This is a genomic window from Crossiella sp. SN42, from assembly GCF_023897065.1.
Classification (GTDB): domain Bacteria; phylum Actinomycetota; class Actinomycetes; order Mycobacteriales; family Pseudonocardiaceae; genus Crossiella.
The window spans coordinates 423198-438290 of sequence record NZ_JAMHIV010000001.1 but is presented as its reverse complement, the minus strand read 5'-3'; the positions used below and the strand labels follow the sequence as shown (position 1 = coordinate 438290).

Genomic DNA, 15093 nt, shown 5'->3' with positions numbered 1-15093 from the left:
TGTTCGGAGGCATAACGCCAGGTCTGGGGGCTGGGGCGTGACTTTAGAGCATGGTTCGTTAACGAGTGCTGCCGGTGAGTTGCCGCGGCAGCGCCGAGCCGCGTCGGGACTCGGGCAACGGGAACCGGTCCGGCCGGGCGGGGGTGGTCCGCCGCGCGGACGAAAAGGACTGCGGCTGAACATCCTCGGGCCGCTGACCGTCTACCACTCGCACCGCCCGGTGGACATCGGCCCGCTGAAGCAACGATGTCTGTTGGGCCTGCTGGCCCTGCAACCTGATCGGGTGGTCACCAGGGACGAGATCATCGACGTGCTCTGGGGCGTCAACCCGCCGCGCACCTGCGCGGGCCTGGTGCACTCCTATGTCTCCCGGCTGCGCCGCGGCCTGCAACCCGGCCGCGAGAGCCGGGTCAAGGGACAGATCATCACCGCCGTGCGCGACGGCTACCGGATGCCGGTGGAGGCCGGGCAGCTGGACCTGCTGGAGTTCGACGAGCTGGTGCACCACGCCGAACGCGCGGCCGAGGACTCCGGCGCGGCGCTGGAGCTGTTCGACTCCGCGCTGCACCGCTGGCGCGGCCCGGTGCTCAGCGACCTGGTCGGCAGGCTGCGCCAGCACCCGGCCGCGATCGCGCTGTCCCAGCGCAGGCTCAACGCGGTGCTCACCTACGCCGACCTGTCCATCGCGCTGGGGCGCCCGGAACCCGCGCTGGAGCGGCTGCGCCCACTGGCGCACGAGGAGTCGCTGCACGAGGGCCTGCACGCCAGGTTGATGCTGGCGCTGGCCGGCTGCGGACAGCAGGCCGAGGCGCTGCGGCTGTTCACCGAGCTGCGCCGCCGCCTGGCCGAGGACCTCGGTGTGACCCCTGGCGCGGAGATCCAGGAGGCGCACCTGCGGGTGCTGCGCGGCGAACTGCCGATGGCCGCGGTGGTCGTGCCGCGCAGCGCGCCACGGGAGACCAGCGCCCAGGTCCCCACCCAGCTGCCCGGCGACACCCCCGGCCTGGCCGGGCGGGACCGCTACCTGGCCCAGCTGGACGCGATTCTGGCCGGCGCCGAGGAAGCGGGCACGGTGATGACCACCGCCGTGGTGGGCGCGGCGGGGGTGGGCAAGACGACCCTGGCCGTGCACTGGGCGCACCGGGTCAGCAGCAGGTTCCCCGACGGTCAGCTCTTCGTGAACTTGCACGGCGCGGTGCAGCCGAACCGGGTGCTGGCCAGGTTCCTGCGCGCGCTCGGCGTGCCCGCCGACGAGGTCCCGGTGGAGCTGGACGAGGCCGCCGCGATGTACCGGACCGTGCTGGCCAACCGGAAAGTGCTGGTGCTACTGGACAACGCGGTGCACGCCGCGCAGATCCGCCCGCTGCTGCCGGGCAGTCCGGGCTGCTTCGTGGTGATCACCAGCAGGCACCGGCTGGGCAGCCTGGCCGCCAGCGACGGCGCGCACCTGCTCGACCTGGACGTGCTCAGCCCGGTGGACTCGCTACGCGCGCTGGCCCGGATGCTCGGCCCGGAGCGGGTGCACGCCGAACCCGCGGCCGCCGCCGAGCTGACCAGGCTGTGCGCGCACCTGCCACTGGCACTCAGCGCGGCCGCGGCCAACCTGGTCAACCACCCGCACCAGCGGATCGCCGACTACGTGGTGGCCCTGCACAACGGAAACCGGCTGGCCGCACTGGAGGTTGACAGCGACGACCAGCTCTCCGTGCGCGCCGCCATCGACCTGTCCTACGCCAGTCTCGACCTGGCCACCCAACGCCTGTTCCGCCGCCTCAGCGTCATCCGCGGCGGCTTCTCCGGCGAGACGGTGGCCGCCCTGATCGACGGCACCTCCCACGACGCCGACCACATGCTCGACCGCCTGGCCGCCCAGCACCTCATCCGCGCCTCCGCGGGCTTCTACACCCTGGACGACCTGATCCGCCTGTACGCCACCGAACGGGCTCAGGCCGAAGACCCCTGATGCCGCAAGCGATCCCGGACCGTGGCCAACCGGCCGCGGTCCGGGCTAGCGCACCAGTTCCAGGACCAGGTCCGCGGCCGTGCGCACCCCGCCGGTCCGGCGCTGCAACTCCGCGAACAGCTCCGCGCGCTCCCGGAAGGACCGTTCTTCCAGCAGTCGCAACAGTTTCCGGTGCACGTCGTCCGCATCGAGGGTCTCCGGCCGGTCCACCGTGAGACCGGCGCCGCTGTCCACCGCGCGGACCGCGTGGTCGTAGCAGTCCAGCCACAGCGGCCGGGTCAGCAGCGGTTTGCCGAAGTACAGGCCCTCGTGGAAGCTGTTGCTGCCCGCGTGGTTGAAGAACACCCGGACGCTGGGATGGGCCAGCACGTCGTACTGCGAGGGCAGCCAGTCCTCGATCCGCAGGTTGCCGGGCAGGTTCGCCGGCAGGAAACGCTGCTGGTCGGCGGGCAGCTTCCACAGCACCTGGCGCTTGCCGTCGAGTCTGCGCGCCACCTCGACCATCGCGCCGACCTCGGCCTCGGTCAGCCGGGTGATGGTGCCGAAGGCGACGTAGACCACCGAGTCGTGCTCGTCCAGCCAGCGCATCACCGGATCGGTCCCGTCGGTCTCCGGCAGCGGCGGCACCAGGGTGCCCAGCGGCTTGAGCTTGTCCGGCACCGGGAACGGATAGTCCAGCTCCAGCAAGGAGAAGCACAGGATCAGCTCGGCGGCGTCCACCGCGGTCTGCGGCTGGTAGCAGGACCGGTCCACGCCGAACTCCCGCATCACCTTGTCGTACTTGACCGCTTGGCCCAGCAGTGAGGGCCGCAGGAACAGGGTCCGCATTCGCCAGCGGAACCACCAGTGCGCCAGCTTCTGCGCCCTGGTCATCACCCTCGGCAGCCCGGACTGCGGCACCGGGAAACCCGGCGGCAGGCTGCCCTGGCAGATGTCGCTGGGCAGGAACGGCGCGGTGAGCACAAACGGGATCTTGCGGGTCATCGCCACCAGCAGGGCGTGGTGGCACAGGCTGTTGATCACCATCAGCGCGGGCTGGATGTCGGCCACCGCTTCGTCGAGGCGGCGGTAGCGGTCGCGGAAGTACTCCGGGTCCATCGACTGCGCGATCCGGGCCCGGTAGGCGGCGAACCGGGACCGGCCGGTGACCGCCCGGTAGGTCCGGTCGTCCCACATGGTCGCGGCGAAGGCGGGGTTGACCGCACCGAGTGAGACGAACTGGACAGACGAACGCGCGGCCAGCTTCTCGACCTCGACCCTGCGGTTCTCATCCGAGGCGAACCACAGGTCGGGCACGCCCCGCCTGGCCAGCTCACCCGCCACCGCGAGGCTAGAGTTGATCAGCCCGGTCGACTGGGTGCAGCAGAACAGGATCGGTCGGGTCATCGCATCCCCTTGCTGATCAATCAGTCAGGTTGTCCGGTTTAGGACAGTAAAAGGCGAGGAGAGCTAGGGAAAACCTGGCAGCGGATGCCAGTTGTCGATCGTGTGCGGCCGCGGGTCCGCCCAGATGGCGCCCGGCCACACCTCGGCGACCGCGATTCGGTGCCGCGACCACATGGTGCGGCGCGGATCCGGCTGCCTACCGTGAGGACCCCGAGGGAGGTGGCGATGAGAACACTCACCATTGGCCTGCTCACGCTCCTGCTGACCACCGCCGCGCCCCCGGCGACCGGCCGATCGGCCACCGCGCCCTGCATCGGCCTGACCGGCTTGCGGATCCCGGCCGCCGTTATCGGCCTGCCCAGCTCAGGCGGCGTGGTCACGGCAGCCGACCAGGCGGCCGGGCACTGCCGGGTGACGGCCGCGATCCGCCCGGTCGACCCCGCCGCGCCGGAGATCCGCTTCCAGGTCGGCCTGCCGGCCCGCTGGAACCGCAAGGCGATGATGTTCGGCGGTGGCGGCTACAACGGCACCATCCCCGACATCGCCGGCACCGTGCCCTTCGGCCCCGCCGACAAGCCCGGCCCGCTCGCCCAGGGCTACGCCACCTTCGCCAGCGACTCCGGACACCAAGCGGCCCCGGACTTCCGGCCCGCCCGGTCCCTGGACGGCTCCTTCGGTGTCAACGACGAGGCCGTGCGCAACTTCGCGGGCGAGGCACTGAAGAAGACCCGCGACGCCGCCCTGCACATCATCACCCGCCACTACCGCGGAGCCAGGCCCGTGCACAGCTACTTCGCGGGCGGCTCCACCGGCGGCCGGGAAGCCCTGGCCGTCGCCCAGCGCTGGCCCGCCGACTTCGACGGCGTCATCTCCGTCTACCCGGCCTGGAACGCCGCCAGCCTCAACCTGTTCTTCGGCCACCAGGCCCAGGTCCTGTCCCAGCCCGGCGCGTTCCCCAGCCCGGCCAAACAAGCGCTGCTGCACCGCGCCGTCCTCACCACCTGCGACCCCGCGGACGGCCTCACTGACGGCGTCATCGCCAACGAAGCGGCCTGCCACTTCAACCCGCACACCCTGCGCTGCCCCAACGGCGCCGACCTCGGCGACTCCTGCCTGTCCGACCAGCAGATCCACGCCGTACGCGCCCTGTCCGCCCCACTGCGCTGGCCGTACCCCCTGGCCAGCGGCGAAACCGGCTATCCGGGCTTCCCGTTCCTCTCCGGCGCGAGCATGACCACCGCCCTGCTCGGCATGGGCACCCAGGCCCCCGCCAACCCGATGCCCAAGACCAGCGGCTACGGCGTGCAGTTCTGGGACCAGTGGATCCGCCACTTCGTCACCAGGGATCCCGCCCACAACCCCCTCGCCATCGACCCCAGCCACCCCGGCCGCTGGCAGCAGCGGATCAGCGAGCTGTCCGCCTTGCAGGACATCAACAATCCGGACCTGAGCCGCTTCGCCCGCACCGGCGGCAAGCTGATCCTGTTGCACGGCAACGCGGACGAGCTGGTCAGCCATCGGTCCACAGTGGACTACTTCGACCGGGTCCGGCAGCGGATGGGCGAGCCCGCGGTGCGCCGGTTCGCCCGCTTCTACCTGGTGCCAGGAGCCAACCACGCCAACGTGACCCCGGCGTTCATGGCCGGCTGGGACTCCCTCGGCGCACTGGAGCGGTGGGTCGAACACGGGAGAGCGCCCCGGGACCCGGTGGTCACCGACAAGAACCCTGGCGCGCTCGGCCGCACCCGCCCGCTCTGCGAGTCCCCGTCCTGGCCACGCTACCGGGGAGCAGGCGATCCACTGACGGCAAGCAGTTTCGCCTGCGTCAGGACGCAGGTTGCCACGGAGCCCGCAGCACCTGGTCGAGCAGACCATTCGCATACTCGACCAGCCAGCACACCGCCCGCGCCTCGAACGTCCCCTGGTACCACACCATGAGCTCGGTCGGGCCGATGCGGTGCGCGATCGCCCACGCCGCGGGATGAGCGAGCATCCGCTGCCGAAACTCCGGGCTGAGCACCAGGTTCTCGAACGACGGCACCGGACAGGACACCTCGAAGGCCCGGTCAAAGGACTCCCCGTCCGGCCACAACCCCCGCCCCGCGTAACCGCCCCGCAGCCAGCCCCGCCGCCGCACCAGCAACGGCGGGCACGGCGCGGGCAGCGGCAGCGTCACGACCACCTGCGGCGCCGGATACTCATACGTGCCCTCATCGGTCGCCACGGCCACGGCCCTCCGCGATGGTTGCCGTGCACCAGCTCACCGGTCGCCCTGCCGGGCAGCGGCGTGTTCATCCCACCGAACCGGTATTGCAGCAACGAGGGATCCGCCCCGACGCCGTACCGCCACCCGAACCGCGCCAGCCTCGCCAGCCCGGCCCGACGACGCCCGTTGAACCAGTACGCCACCAAGATCGGTGCCACCAGCGGGACGAACGCGAGCGCCAGTAGCCATTCCACACCTGTACAACCCCACGGCGGCCGTCCAGGTTGCCAACGTCCACGGGCAGGGCAGGCGACTGAGCCGGAGGACCGAACCCGGGTTGGCGCCGATGAGCAGCGCCCCCGGGCTTCCGCGTGTCCCCACCCTCGCACGTCCGTCCGCGCGCCCGCCTCCTGCGAGCCCGCCTTCCGCACGCCCGCCCCTGTACGCCCGCCTCCGCGCGCCGACCTTCTGCGCGCCTGCCCCCTGCACGTCCGGCCTCCTGCGAGCCCACCCTCCGCGCGCCCGCCTCCTGCACGCCCGCCTCCCGCACGCCCAGCCTCCTGCGAGCCCGTCCCTCGCGCGCCCCTGCTCCGCAGCCATGAGTGATGGACCACTCACTCCTGATTGGCGGCGCACGCGATGCTTGCGGGGTCTGAGTGGTCGGCCACTCACACCTGCGCTGCGCCGCAAATCGAGCCGAGTGGTCGAAAGAGTGGCCGAAAGAGTGGTCGATCACTCACACCCGGCTGCCGCCCTGGGATGCTGAGTGGTCGGCCACTCACACTTCTCCACAAGTCGGGCCCGGGTGGCGCCGATGAGCAGCGTCACCCGGGCCTTCGCCTACTTCGTGGCGATCTTGTGGCCGGGGAAGATCAGCCCCGGCGCGGTGAGGAACTCGCGGTTCTTCTCCACCAGCGCCTGCCAGCCTCCCTCGATGCCGAGCTGCTCGGCGATGCTGGCCAGGGTGTCACCGGCCTGGATGGTGTAGTCGCCATCCGGGTTGCTGGTCGACCCCGTGGTGGGTTCGGCCGGCGCCGTCGGCGTGACCGGTGCGCGGGCCACGGTCGACCTCGGGGCTGGCGGCCGTGGCTTGGGTGCGGCGCCGGTTGCCCGGCGTCCGCACCGTCCCCAGGCGCCGATTCCCTGGCTGCGCAACACGTTCTCCGCCACCCGGATCTGTTCCTCGCGGGAGGCTTGATCCGCTCTGCCGGTGCCGCCGTTGGACTTCCAGGTGCCCGGGGTGAACTGCAGGCCCCCGTAGTAGCCGTTGCCGGTGTTGGTCGACCAGTTCCGACCACTCTCACACTGTGCGATACGATCCCAGTCCACACTGGGAGCCGCCTGTGCCGTGCCCGACCCCAGAACGGTCAGCGCGGCGATCGCGGCGGCGGCCAGGCCGGCCGCCTGGCAGTGCTTGTTCCACTGAGCAGACATCTTTGTCTCGGCCCGCCGCACCGTCAGCGCCACATCAGCGGCGTCGCGTCCCTGTCCAGCGGGTTGGCTTTCACTCGGCTTCGCTGGCCCGGAGACCTACCGGACAGGAACGTGGTGCTTCGGTCTCCCGGTCGTGCTGTTCACCGGACGTGAGCCCGGCTGGAACGGGACCGTACGTGCCGCGTGCCCGGTCGGCTCGTAACCAACCCGTGACCGCGGGGAGTGTCGGCGGCCGGTGGTTTGACCCGGCGAGAGAACGTTTACGCAGCTCAAGGCCACAAACGCGAGGGCCGCTCAGGTGCTGTTCGACCGCCTGGACAATCACACGAAGTGATGAAGTGGACACGCAGCGGAACATTCGCACCGCTGAAGGGTTCGGCCGAGCGCGTGGTCACCCCCGGGGCTCGTGGTAGCCGGTCACCGAGCCGCCCTCGCCGACCTCGGTGACCTCCTGGTTGACCGCCAGCCCCGCGCCCGCGGGTAGGCCGCTCGCGCCCACCACCTCGCCGCTGACCCGTTCCGCACGCTGCTCCACCCGCACCCGCGCCTCGGGTTCCTTGCCGCCGGCCCGCCACCACTCCAGCCCAGCCCACACCAGCACCACCAGGGCCACGCCGGCGATGATCGCCCAGCCGGGGCTGTTGGTGGCGATGTTGATGCCCGCGCTGGCCGCCGCGCCGATCACGATGGAGGTGGCGGCGGCCGGTCCCCGCCCGAGCCGGAAACGTCGTTGCCGCACCTGGACCTCCTTGTGGTGGCGCGAAATCCGGTCAACCCTACCGTTGCCTGCTGCCCAGCACCCTGGCCTCGGCCGCGGTGAACGGCGGGGTCAGCCTGGCCGGGCCGGTGCCCGCGCGGGCGGCGTGCCAGAGCACCCTGGGGCTGAGCAGACTGCTGGGCGGGGCGATCAGGTTGAAGATGTCGACCTGGGTGTCGGCGATGGGCCTGCTGTGCGCGCCCGCGGCGGAGATCCACTCGCCCAGGCGGTCGAAGAAGGCCTCGATCCGGCCGGAGGCGGTGCCGGCGTGCCGCTGGTCCTGGCCTGCCGCCATGTCCCAGGCGTTCGCGCTGGCCTGGGTGATGGCGCGTTGCAGGGCGCGGGTGTCCAGCTTGCGGCGGGCCAGCTGGGTGCGCACAGCGAGGGCGGACAGGGCGGCGGCGGACATGCCGTGGCCGTAGATCGGGTTGAAGGTGGCATAAGCGTCGCCGAGCACCGCGAAACCGTGCGGCGCGGGGCTGAGGCGGTCGAAGTGGCGGCGGCGGTTGGCGTCGGCGCGGAAGCCGAAGGGCTGGCACAGCGGGGTGGCGGCGGCGATCAGGTCGGCCAGCACCGGGTGCGGCAGCCGGGCGGCGAAGTCGTGGAAGCCGTCCGGATCGGTGCTGGGCCTGCTGCCGGGGCCACCGGAGAGGGTGATCATCCACTGGTCCCGCTCGATCGGGACCAGGGTTCCGTTGCGGCGCACCGGGTTGTCCGGTCGCGGGCGGCTCTGCACGGTGATCGCCGGGAAGTCCGGGACCGCTTCGGGCGGGGCCTGGAAGACCGCGGAGACGTAGAAGATGCCGGGGTCCACAATGGACTGACGGACCGGCGGGAAACCCAGCTCGGTCAACCAGTCCGTGGCCCGGGAGCGGCGGCCGGTGGCGTCGATGACCAGGTCCGCGGTCAGCTCGGCGTGCTCGCCGGTATCCGGTCTTCGGGTGCGCACGCCGGTGATCCCGGCCGGATCTCCGCGCAGGCCAACGACTTCCGACCGGCCGGCGATGGTCACGTTGGGCAGCTCGCGCAGCCGCCCGCGCAGGGTGGACTCCAGCAGCGAGCGGCTCGCGCCCACCAGGAACTGCCTGCCCTCATAGCGCGGGAACCAGCCGCGGGAGGACAGGCCGAGGTAGCGGCCGGGCATGTTGAGGTGCTGCGCGCCCGCCGCGTACAGCTCGGCCAGCACCCCCGGCACCAGCGCCTCGATCGCCCGCGCGCCGGCGGAAACCAGCGCGTGGGTGTGCCTGGCCTGCGGCGCGCCCCGGCGCGGCACCGGGTCTGCGATGAAGCTGTCCTGCTCGACCACGGTCACGGTGTCCGCGTGTGGCGCGACGGCGAAGGCGGCCAGCATCCCGCCCATCCCGCCGCCGAGAATCGCGGCGTGCTGCACCACGACAGTCCTCCCCAGGGATGGTGTGCGTGCCCTTCCAGGAAACTCGCGCCCGCCGCCATTGACGATCGGCTGATCGGGGAGACTGTCAGCCCTCCGCAAAATCGCGTCGTGGCGCGGCAAGAACTGTCGGGATTCCACGGAAGTTTGCGTCGGTCACCAGACAAACCGCAGGTCACTGTCGACATTCCGCCATCCGCCACGCTGTCCCGCGATCGGCTGGTGAAAACCAGACCGGCAGTTTTGCAAGCGGCTACCGCACCCTGCCGGTCTCCCGGACCCGCCAGGGCCCGGCGCCACTCGCCAGCCGGTGTTTCGCCGCCCGAAGAGACGGCGGTTCGGCGGCGACCCGATCGGGTAAGGCTGGAGGGCAGATGATCGTCAGCGCACCGTGGAAAGGGCCGAGCATGAGCAGCGCCACCCCGCAGGACCACACCCCGACCGCCGCAGGCGCCGCGCCGATGACCGTCACCGTGGTGAGCCACCCGGAGGGCGTGGTGCTCACCCTGGTCGGCGAGGTGGACATGCTCACCACCCCCGAACTGCGCAAAACCCTCAAAGAGGTGCTCGCCACGGACCCGCCGGCCATCGTGCTGGACCTCACCGAGGTCGACTTCTTCGGCTCCAGCGGCCTGGCCGCGCTGGCCGAGACGCACCAGCAGGCCGGCCGCACCGATCTGCGCGTGGTGACCACCAGCGCCGCGGTGCTGCGCCCGCTGCACGTCACCGCGCTGGACCGGCTGATTGGGGTGTTCCCGACGGTGACCGCCGCGCTGGAGGCCTCGGTCTAGCCCGCGAACGGCCGCCGGCCCCGGCGGACCAGCAGCAACACCACGGCACCGGCTGCGACCAGCAGGGCGGTGCCGCCCAGCACCCATGGCAGCAGCACCGGAGCCGTGGAGCCGCTGACCGTGACCACCTCGATCGGGCCATCCCCGCTGGGCGCCTCGGCGAGGTCGCGCGGCGCGCGGATGAGGTCGTCGGCGGCGAGCAGCGCGTTGTGCCGCCGGAACTCCTCCAGGTCGCCGCCGTAGGTCTGGCCTTTCGTGTCGACCACCGTCTTCGCGCCGCCTGGCGCCTCCACGACGTAGAGCTTCAGCATTTCCATCTCGCCGTCGGCGCGCCGCACCAGGATGCGGCGCTCGAAGATCCGCGCGGGCGCGCCGACGGTCTCCCGGATCGCCGCGCTGGCCGCGCCGATCGGGTGGCAGTTCGAGTTCGTCGGGCAGAGGGTGGCGCGGAAGAGCACCGCGTCCAGGTGCCCCCGCCGGTGGGAGGCGAAGTTGGCCAGCCGGTCTCCCGGCGTGCCCCCGGCGCGCAATTGGCCGACGGTGTCGTTCTTGACCGAGGGTGCCTTCACGTATTCCAGCAGCAGGTCCGGCTGCGGTTGCGGCGCGCCGCAACCAGCGGCCAGGGCCAGCAGGGCCGCGGCGGGCCAGGTCCGAAGGCGCATGCACGGCAGGCTAACCAGCTGTTCGCCCAGGTGGGGGAGTGTTGGCCGCTAGTTGCCAGGCCTGTCCACAGAGGACGTTTGCCGGGTGACAACTAGTGGGTAGTCCGGCGTCATGACAACCAGTCCTGACGGCGCGCGTTGCGCCGGCCGCGCGCGATGGCTCGACGAGGTCGACGGCGTGCTGGAGTGCGCCCGTCCGGCCGGACACCCCGGCGCGCACCGGGCGCACGTCGACCCGGTGACCGAGGTGTCCTGGCGGGAGGACCAGTCCACGTCCACCAAGGGCCTGGTGGTCGTGGACTGGGAACCGGCCTAGTTCGCCGCTGGAAGACCGGACCGGTCGCTCGCGGACAGCGCGGCCTCCAGTCCGTTGAGCACCGCGTTGCAGTCCCGGCGCAACGTCTCGGCGTCCTCCGCGGTCACCAGGAACACACCCAGCCAGTTGCGCGAGCCGCCGGAGGGGTCGTACACCGGCACCGGCTCACCTTCGGGCATGGCGAAGGCCTTGACTGGCTCGGCGGTGGTGCCGGGGGAGAGCAGTGCGGACCAGTCCACCGCGCCGGGTCGCCAGCGCGGCGTGCCCGACCAGGGCGTGCCCTGCGCGTCGGTGGGGATGACCGCCAGTGAGGCCGCCGCCCGCTTGCCCTCCACCAGCATCGCCGCCGGGTAGTCCACCGGCTCACCGAGCAGCTCGCGCACCAGCATCGCGATCGGGTCCATGCCGAAGACCTCCTCGATCTGCTTGGTCACCATCAGCCCGGCGAACTCCGACATGGACAGCACCGCGTCCGCGCCCAGTTCCCTGGCGTGCGCGGTGACCAGCTCGACCAGGGCTTCGCCGCGGGCATCGGTGGTCAGCTCGGTGATCGAGGTGCAGGCGGGCCGCCAGTCCGCCTCGGCGGTCGCCGGCAACGGCATCAGCGCGAGCACGTGCAGCTCACCGCAGCCGGCGATGCGCGGGAACACGTGCTCCAGCGGGGCGCCGCCCTTGACGTAGACGTAGAGGATCTTCTTCATCGAGCGCTTCCTTCGGTCACGGTGTCCACGGCGGCCCGGCGGTGCGCGCGGCGGAGGAATACGGCGCGCGGTCTTCCGACAGCGCTCAGGCCGGCCCGGACGCGCCAGGTATTCGTACAAATAAGCGCTGTCCGCACCGGAGACCAGCGAGTTCGCCAGCGCCACCAGAGCAGTCCGGAGAACAGTTGGTAGCCGTTGTACAGCCGGGTCACATTCGCTCAACTCGGTTAACGGGGAATCGAGTTCATCGCAAATGGCGGGGATGAACAACGGGCCGCGGCGCTGGCTGATCCGGTCCGGGGCGTGTGACAGGGGGCGGACAATTCTGCTTCTTCAACGATGGCGGCTGGTAGTTCGATCTACAACCACATTATGGAATCGTCTTATGATGCAGCGGAGTGAACTATCTCGACGGAAGGCGGGTAGTGCTGGAAAATAGGATGAGCGCGACTTCCTGCAGATAAACCCCTGTCGCGCTCATTTCTCTGCTCCCACCGCAAAGGACATCCCATGCATGACGACGATGAGCCAGTCGGCCGGGTACTCGGCAGGCGTCAGGCGTTGATTCTGCTCGGTGCCGCGGGTGCCACACTCACGGTCGCGGGATCCGCCGTGGCCAGTGCCACCACCTCCGCCGGGGGCGCGCCCGAGGTCTGCGCGCTGGACTGTGTGGTCAAGCCAGAGCAGATGGAGGGCCCTTATTTCGTCGACGAGCGGCTCAACCGCTCCGATATCCGCACCGAGCCGTCCACCGGGCAACTGGTGCCCGGCACCGCGCTGACGATCAACTTCACCGTCCAGCAGATTCGTCAGCAGCAGTGCACGCCGCTGCCGAACGCGATGGTCGACCTCTGGCAGTGTGACGCGTTCGGGCTGTACTCCGACATCCCGTCCCAGGGCAGCTCTGGCCGCCGGTTCCTGCGCGGTTACCAGAACACCGACCAGGCGGGCGCGGCGCGGTTCATCACTATTCTGCCGGGCTGGTACTCGGGCCGGACGCTGCACATCCACATCAAGATTCGCACCGTGGGAACCAACGGCCGGCCGTACGAGTTCACCTCGCAGCTGTACTTCACGCCCGAGTTCGGCGCGGCGTATCTGCGGACCGAGCCGTACCGGCGGCGGGGACCGGCGGACACCACCAACAGCCGGGACTCGATCTACCGCAACGGCGGCGCCCAGATGCTGCTGCGCCCGCAGCAGGCCGGCACCGGCTACACCGCGGACTTCGCGATCGGCCTTGACCTGTCCAACACCCAGGTCGGCAGGCCCGACTAGGTCCAAGAAGCCGCGTGAGCGGCACGGGCGGCGGCTCCGCGAGGAGCCGCTGGCACCGGGACACCGCCGAAGGCTGACAGGCGGTGCCCGGTGCGGCGGTCAGTGCTTGACCGCTACCTCCGGGATTGGCAGGCCCAGCATGGCCAGCAGGTCGTGCTGGTCCTGGTCGTCGGTGGCGTGGCAGGCGACCGTGCGCGCTGCGCGCAGCTGCTGCCCCCGCTCGACGCGGCTGGCGTTCTCCCGGGCTTCGGCGAAACCGGTGTGGCGGGTCAGAGTGCTCAAGCGAGCTCCGTTTCCGGACTGGCCGGGTTCGCCAGCGTGTTCGGTTGTAGTGGCTTGACTCTACCCTGAACCCCCAAATTGCCAAATCAGCAACGAAGTTTGCCAAGTTTTCGGGGCTGGGCGCAGGGTGGGGCCATGACTGACAACGTGGATGTCCTGGTAATCGGTGGTGGGGCCGCTGGGCTCTCCGGCGCGCTGACGCTGGCCCGCGCGCGGCGCAAGGTGCTGGTGCTGGACGCGGGGGAGCCGCGCAACGCGCCCGCGAGCGGGGTGCACGGGTTCCTCACCCGGGATGGGCTGCCGCCCGCGGAGCTGGTGCGGGACGGCGTGGCGGAGGTGCGGGGGTACGGCGGTGAGGTGCGGGCCGGGACCGTCACCTCGGCGCGGCGGACCGGGGAGGGGTTCGAGGTCGAGACGGCGGATGGGCAGCGGGTGCGGGCGCGGCGGCTGCTGGTGACCACCGGGCTGACCGATGAGCTGCCTGCGGTGGCCGGGGTGCGGGAGCGGTGGGGCCGCGATGTGCTGCACTGCCCGTACTGCCACGGCTGGGAGGTGCGGGACCAGCCGATCGGCGTGCTGGGCTCCGGGCCGAACGTCATGCACATGACGCTGCTGCTGCGCCAGTGGAGCCAGGACGTGGTGCTGTTCCGGCACACCGCGCCCGAGCTGACCGCCGAGGACCGCGCGCGGCTGGCCGCCAGGGAGATCGCGGTGGTGGACGGCGAGGTGGCCGGGCTGGAGATCACCGAGGACCGGGTGTCCGGGGTGCGGCTGGCCGACGGCCGGGTGGTGCCGCGGCGGGCGATCGCGGTGCTGCCGCGGTTCCTGGCCCGCGCCGGGTTCCTCGCCGAGCTGGGGCTCAAGGTGGCGCCGCACCCGATGGGCGAGCACGTGCAGACCGACGGCCGCGGCCAGACCTCGGTGCCGGGGGTGTGGGCGGCGGGCAACGTGACCGACCTGTCGGCCAGCGTGGTCGTCGCGGCGGCGGCCGGCATGGTCGCGGGGGCGGGCATCAACGGCGAGCTGGTGGCCGAGGACACCCGGCGCGCGGTCAGCGGCCAGCGCTTCTCGGCGGAGGTGGAGGCCCGGCTCGCCGAGCGGGTGCTCGGCGAGCGGCGGCACGGACTGGACTCGCTGCGGGCCGGTTGAGCTCAGCCGAAGCCGATGCGAGTCAGCCAGAACTCCAGCAGCTCGCGATCTCCGTGGATCTCGATTCCGTTGTCCCGCACCGACTTGCGCCGGTACAGCACCAGCAGCAGGTCGGTCAGCGGGGCCCGTACCGACACCGCGGCCGCCCGGTGACCCCGGCCGGAGACGATCACCTCGCCGGTGAGGTCGGTGAACCAGGCGGCCCCGGCGTCGGTGGCGGTGAAGGACAACGTGCGGCCGGGGGCGAGTAGTTCCCGTTTGCCGGGGTTGTACTCGAAGTGCTGAGGCAGCGCGTCGAGCATCAGCCACTCCTCCACCGCGTCCAGCGCGACCTCCGGGGACACCTCGAAGCCGGTCCCGGCCGCCAGCGTCGCGTCGGCCCGGTGGATCACCGTCTCGTGTGCGAACCGCCGCGCCCAGAACCGCGTGCCGCCACCGGCCAGCGGTGACCACACCTCGGCCTCCGGCCCGGCCGCGCGCAGCGCCCCGGCCAGCTCCTCGGCCCCCTCGAGCAGCCAGTCCAGCGGGAACGGGCCGGAGTCCTCGCCGTCGAGCTCGCGCACCTGGCCATCCGGCCGGAACCCGGTCGCCCTGGAGCGCACGATCTCGGCGGCCCAGCGGTGGCCGCCGCCGAGGTGCCGCACCAGCATGCCCAGGGTCCAGCCGGGGCAGGAGGGCACCGGCGCGCGCAGGTCCGCCCCGGCCAGCTCGGCCAGCAGTTCGGTCTGGGTGCGGATCTCGGTGTGGTGGCGGTCGAAGTCCATGGTCGCCTCTCTCC

15 protein-coding genes are annotated in these 15093 nt (G+C 71.4%); 6 read left to right on the top strand and 9 right to left on the bottom strand.

Features of this window, described 5'->3' with window-relative positions; translation table 11 throughout:
* Nucleotides 1-79: 79 nt before the first annotated feature.
* On the top strand, nt 80-1963 hold the full coding sequence (locus M8C13_RS01860; RefSeq protein ID WP_252478642.1) for a BTAD domain-containing putative transcriptional regulator: 1884 nt from the start codon (nt 80-82) through the stop codon (nt 1961-1963).
* Nucleotides 1964-2008: 45 nt separating this feature from the next.
* Here M8C13_RS01860 and M8C13_RS01855 read toward each other — a convergent pair whose 3' ends face one another.
* The gene (locus tag M8C13_RS01855) at nt 2009-3349 is read right to left on the bottom strand and encodes a glycosyltransferase (RefSeq protein WP_252478641.1); all 1341 of its coding nucleotides are present in this window, start codon (nt 3347-3349) and stop codon (nt 2009-2011) included.
* A 225-nt stretch (nt 3350-3574) separates the two neighbouring features.
* Here M8C13_RS01855 and M8C13_RS01850 point away from each other — a divergent pair, with 225 nt between their 5' ends.
* Nucleotides 3575-5287 (top strand): tannase/feruloyl esterase family alpha/beta hydrolase, encoded by a 1713-nt coding sequence (locus tag M8C13_RS01850; protein ID WP_252478640.1) that lies wholly within the window; start codon nt 3575-3577, stop codon nt 5285-5287.
* Here M8C13_RS01850 and M8C13_RS01845 read toward each other — a convergent pair.
* The 4 genes from M8C13_RS01845 to M8C13_RS01825 all read right to left on the bottom strand — a co-directional run bounded on the left by M8C13_RS01845 (nt 5175) and on the right by M8C13_RS01825 (nt 9139).
* Entirely contained in the window at nt 5175-5579 is a 405-nt protein-coding gene (locus M8C13_RS01845; RefSeq protein ID WP_252478639.1) for a hypothetical protein, read from the bottom strand. The genes M8C13_RS01850 and M8C13_RS01845 overlap by 113 nt on opposite strands.
* 816 nt (nt 5580-6395) lie before the next feature.
* Nucleotides 6396-6989, bottom strand: coding sequence for a transglycosylase family protein (locus M8C13_RS44985; RefSeq protein ID WP_305883911.1), 594 nt, complete (start codon nt 6987-6989; stop codon nt 6396-6398).
* Nucleotides 6990-7380: 391 nt separating this feature from the next.
* Entirely contained in the window at nt 7381-7728 is a 348-nt protein-coding gene (locus M8C13_RS01830; RefSeq protein WP_252478638.1) for a hypothetical protein, read from the bottom strand.
* Between the two features lie 37 nt (nt 7729-7765).
* Nucleotides 7766-9139 carry an FAD-dependent oxidoreductase gene (locus M8C13_RS01825; RefSeq protein ID WP_252478637.1) on the bottom strand — a complete coding sequence of 458 codons (1374 nt, stop codon included), beginning with the start codon at nt 9137-9139 and terminating at the stop codon, nt 7766-7768.
* A gap of 404 nt (nt 9140-9543) precedes the next feature.
* Between M8C13_RS01825 and M8C13_RS01820 the strand changes: the two genes are divergently transcribed.
* Complete coding sequence (locus M8C13_RS01820) at nt 9544-9927, top strand: STAS domain-containing protein (RefSeq protein WP_252478636.1); 384 nt, start codon at nt 9544-9546, stop codon at nt 9925-9927.
* Here the strand turns inward: M8C13_RS01820 and M8C13_RS01815 are convergent.
* Nucleotides 9924-10589 (bottom strand): hypothetical protein, encoded by a 666-nt coding sequence (locus tag M8C13_RS01815; protein WP_252478635.1) that lies wholly within the window; start codon nt 10587-10589, stop codon nt 9924-9926. The two genes, M8C13_RS01820 and M8C13_RS01815, sit on opposite strands and share 4 nt — an antisense overlap.
* Before the next feature lie 112 nt (nt 10590-10701).
* Here M8C13_RS01815 and M8C13_RS01810 point away from each other — a divergent pair, with 112 nt between their 5' ends.
* Entirely contained in the window at nt 10702-10905 is a 204-nt protein-coding gene (locus tag M8C13_RS01810; protein ID WP_252478634.1) for a hypothetical protein, read from the top strand.
* On the opposite strand, the gene M8C13_RS01805 is transcribed toward M8C13_RS01810, so the two are convergent.
* On the bottom strand, nt 10902-11606 hold the full coding sequence (locus tag M8C13_RS01805; RefSeq protein WP_252478633.1) for a YbjQ family protein: 705 nt from the start codon (nt 11604-11606) through the stop codon (nt 10902-10904). The genes M8C13_RS01810 and M8C13_RS01805 overlap by 4 nt on opposite strands.
* Before the next feature lie 612 nt (nt 11607-12218).
* On the opposite strand from M8C13_RS01805, the gene M8C13_RS01800 reads away from it, so the two are divergent.
* Entirely contained in the window at nt 12219-12884 is a 666-nt protein-coding gene (locus M8C13_RS01800; protein ID WP_252478632.1) for a twin-arginine translocation pathway signal protein, read from the top strand.
* A gap of 99 nt (nt 12885-12983) precedes the next feature.
* Here the strand turns inward: M8C13_RS01800 and M8C13_RS01795 are convergent, their stop codons facing one another.
* Entirely contained in the window at nt 12984-13166 is a 183-nt protein-coding gene (locus M8C13_RS01795; RefSeq protein WP_252478631.1) for a hypothetical protein, read from the bottom strand.
* Nucleotides 13167-13301: 135 nt separating this feature from the next.
* Here M8C13_RS01795 and M8C13_RS01790 point away from each other — a divergent pair, with 135 nt between their 5' ends.
* The gene (locus M8C13_RS01790) at nt 13302-14315 is read left to right on the top strand and encodes an NAD(P)/FAD-dependent oxidoreductase (RefSeq protein WP_252478630.1); all 1014 of its coding nucleotides are present in this window, start codon (nt 13302-13304) and stop codon (nt 14313-14315) included.
* Between the two features lie 2 nt (nt 14316-14317).
* On the opposite strand, the gene M8C13_RS01785 is transcribed toward M8C13_RS01790, so the two are convergent.
* Entirely contained in the window at nt 14318-15079 is a 762-nt protein-coding gene (locus M8C13_RS01785; protein ID WP_252478629.1) for a maleylpyruvate isomerase family mycothiol-dependent enzyme, read from the bottom strand.
* Nucleotides 15080-15093: the final 14 nt, after the last annotated feature.

What these genes read in the sequence shown, in the direction of transcription:
- M8C13_RS01810 (WP_252478634.1), top strand. Translation starts at nt 10,702, where the DNA reads ATGACAACCAGTCCTGACGGCGCGCGTTGCGCCGGCCGCGCGCGATGG.
- M8C13_RS44985 (WP_305883911.1), bottom strand. Translation starts at nt 6,989, where the DNA reads ATGTCTGCTCAGTGGAACAAGCACTGCCAGGCGGCCGGCCTGGCCGCC.
- M8C13_RS01815 (WP_252478635.1), bottom strand. Translation starts at nt 10,589, where the DNA reads ATGCGCCTTCGGACCTGGCCCGCCGCGGCCCTGCTGGCCCTGGCCGCT.
- M8C13_RS01805 (WP_252478633.1), bottom strand. Translation starts at nt 11,606, where the DNA reads ATGAAGAAGATCCTCTACGTCTACGTCAAGGGCGGCGCCCCGCTGGAG.
- M8C13_RS01785 (WP_252478629.1), bottom strand. Translation starts at nt 15,079, where the DNA reads ATGGACTTCGACCGCCACCACACCGAGATCCGCACCCAGACCGAACTG.
- M8C13_RS01820 (WP_252478636.1), top strand. Translation starts at nt 9,544, where the DNA reads ATGAGCAGCGCCACCCCGCAGGACCACACCCCGACCGCCGCAGGCGCC.
- M8C13_RS01855 (WP_252478641.1), bottom strand. Translation starts at nt 3,349, where the DNA reads ATGACCCGACCGATCCTGTTCTGCTGCACCCAGTCGACCGGGCTGATC.
- M8C13_RS01850 (WP_252478640.1), top strand. Translation starts at nt 3,575, where the DNA reads ATGAGAACACTCACCATTGGCCTGCTCACGCTCCTGCTGACCACCGCC.
- M8C13_RS01790 (WP_252478630.1), top strand. Translation starts at nt 13,302, where the DNA reads ATGACTGACAACGTGGATGTCCTGGTAATCGGTGGTGGGGCCGCTGGG.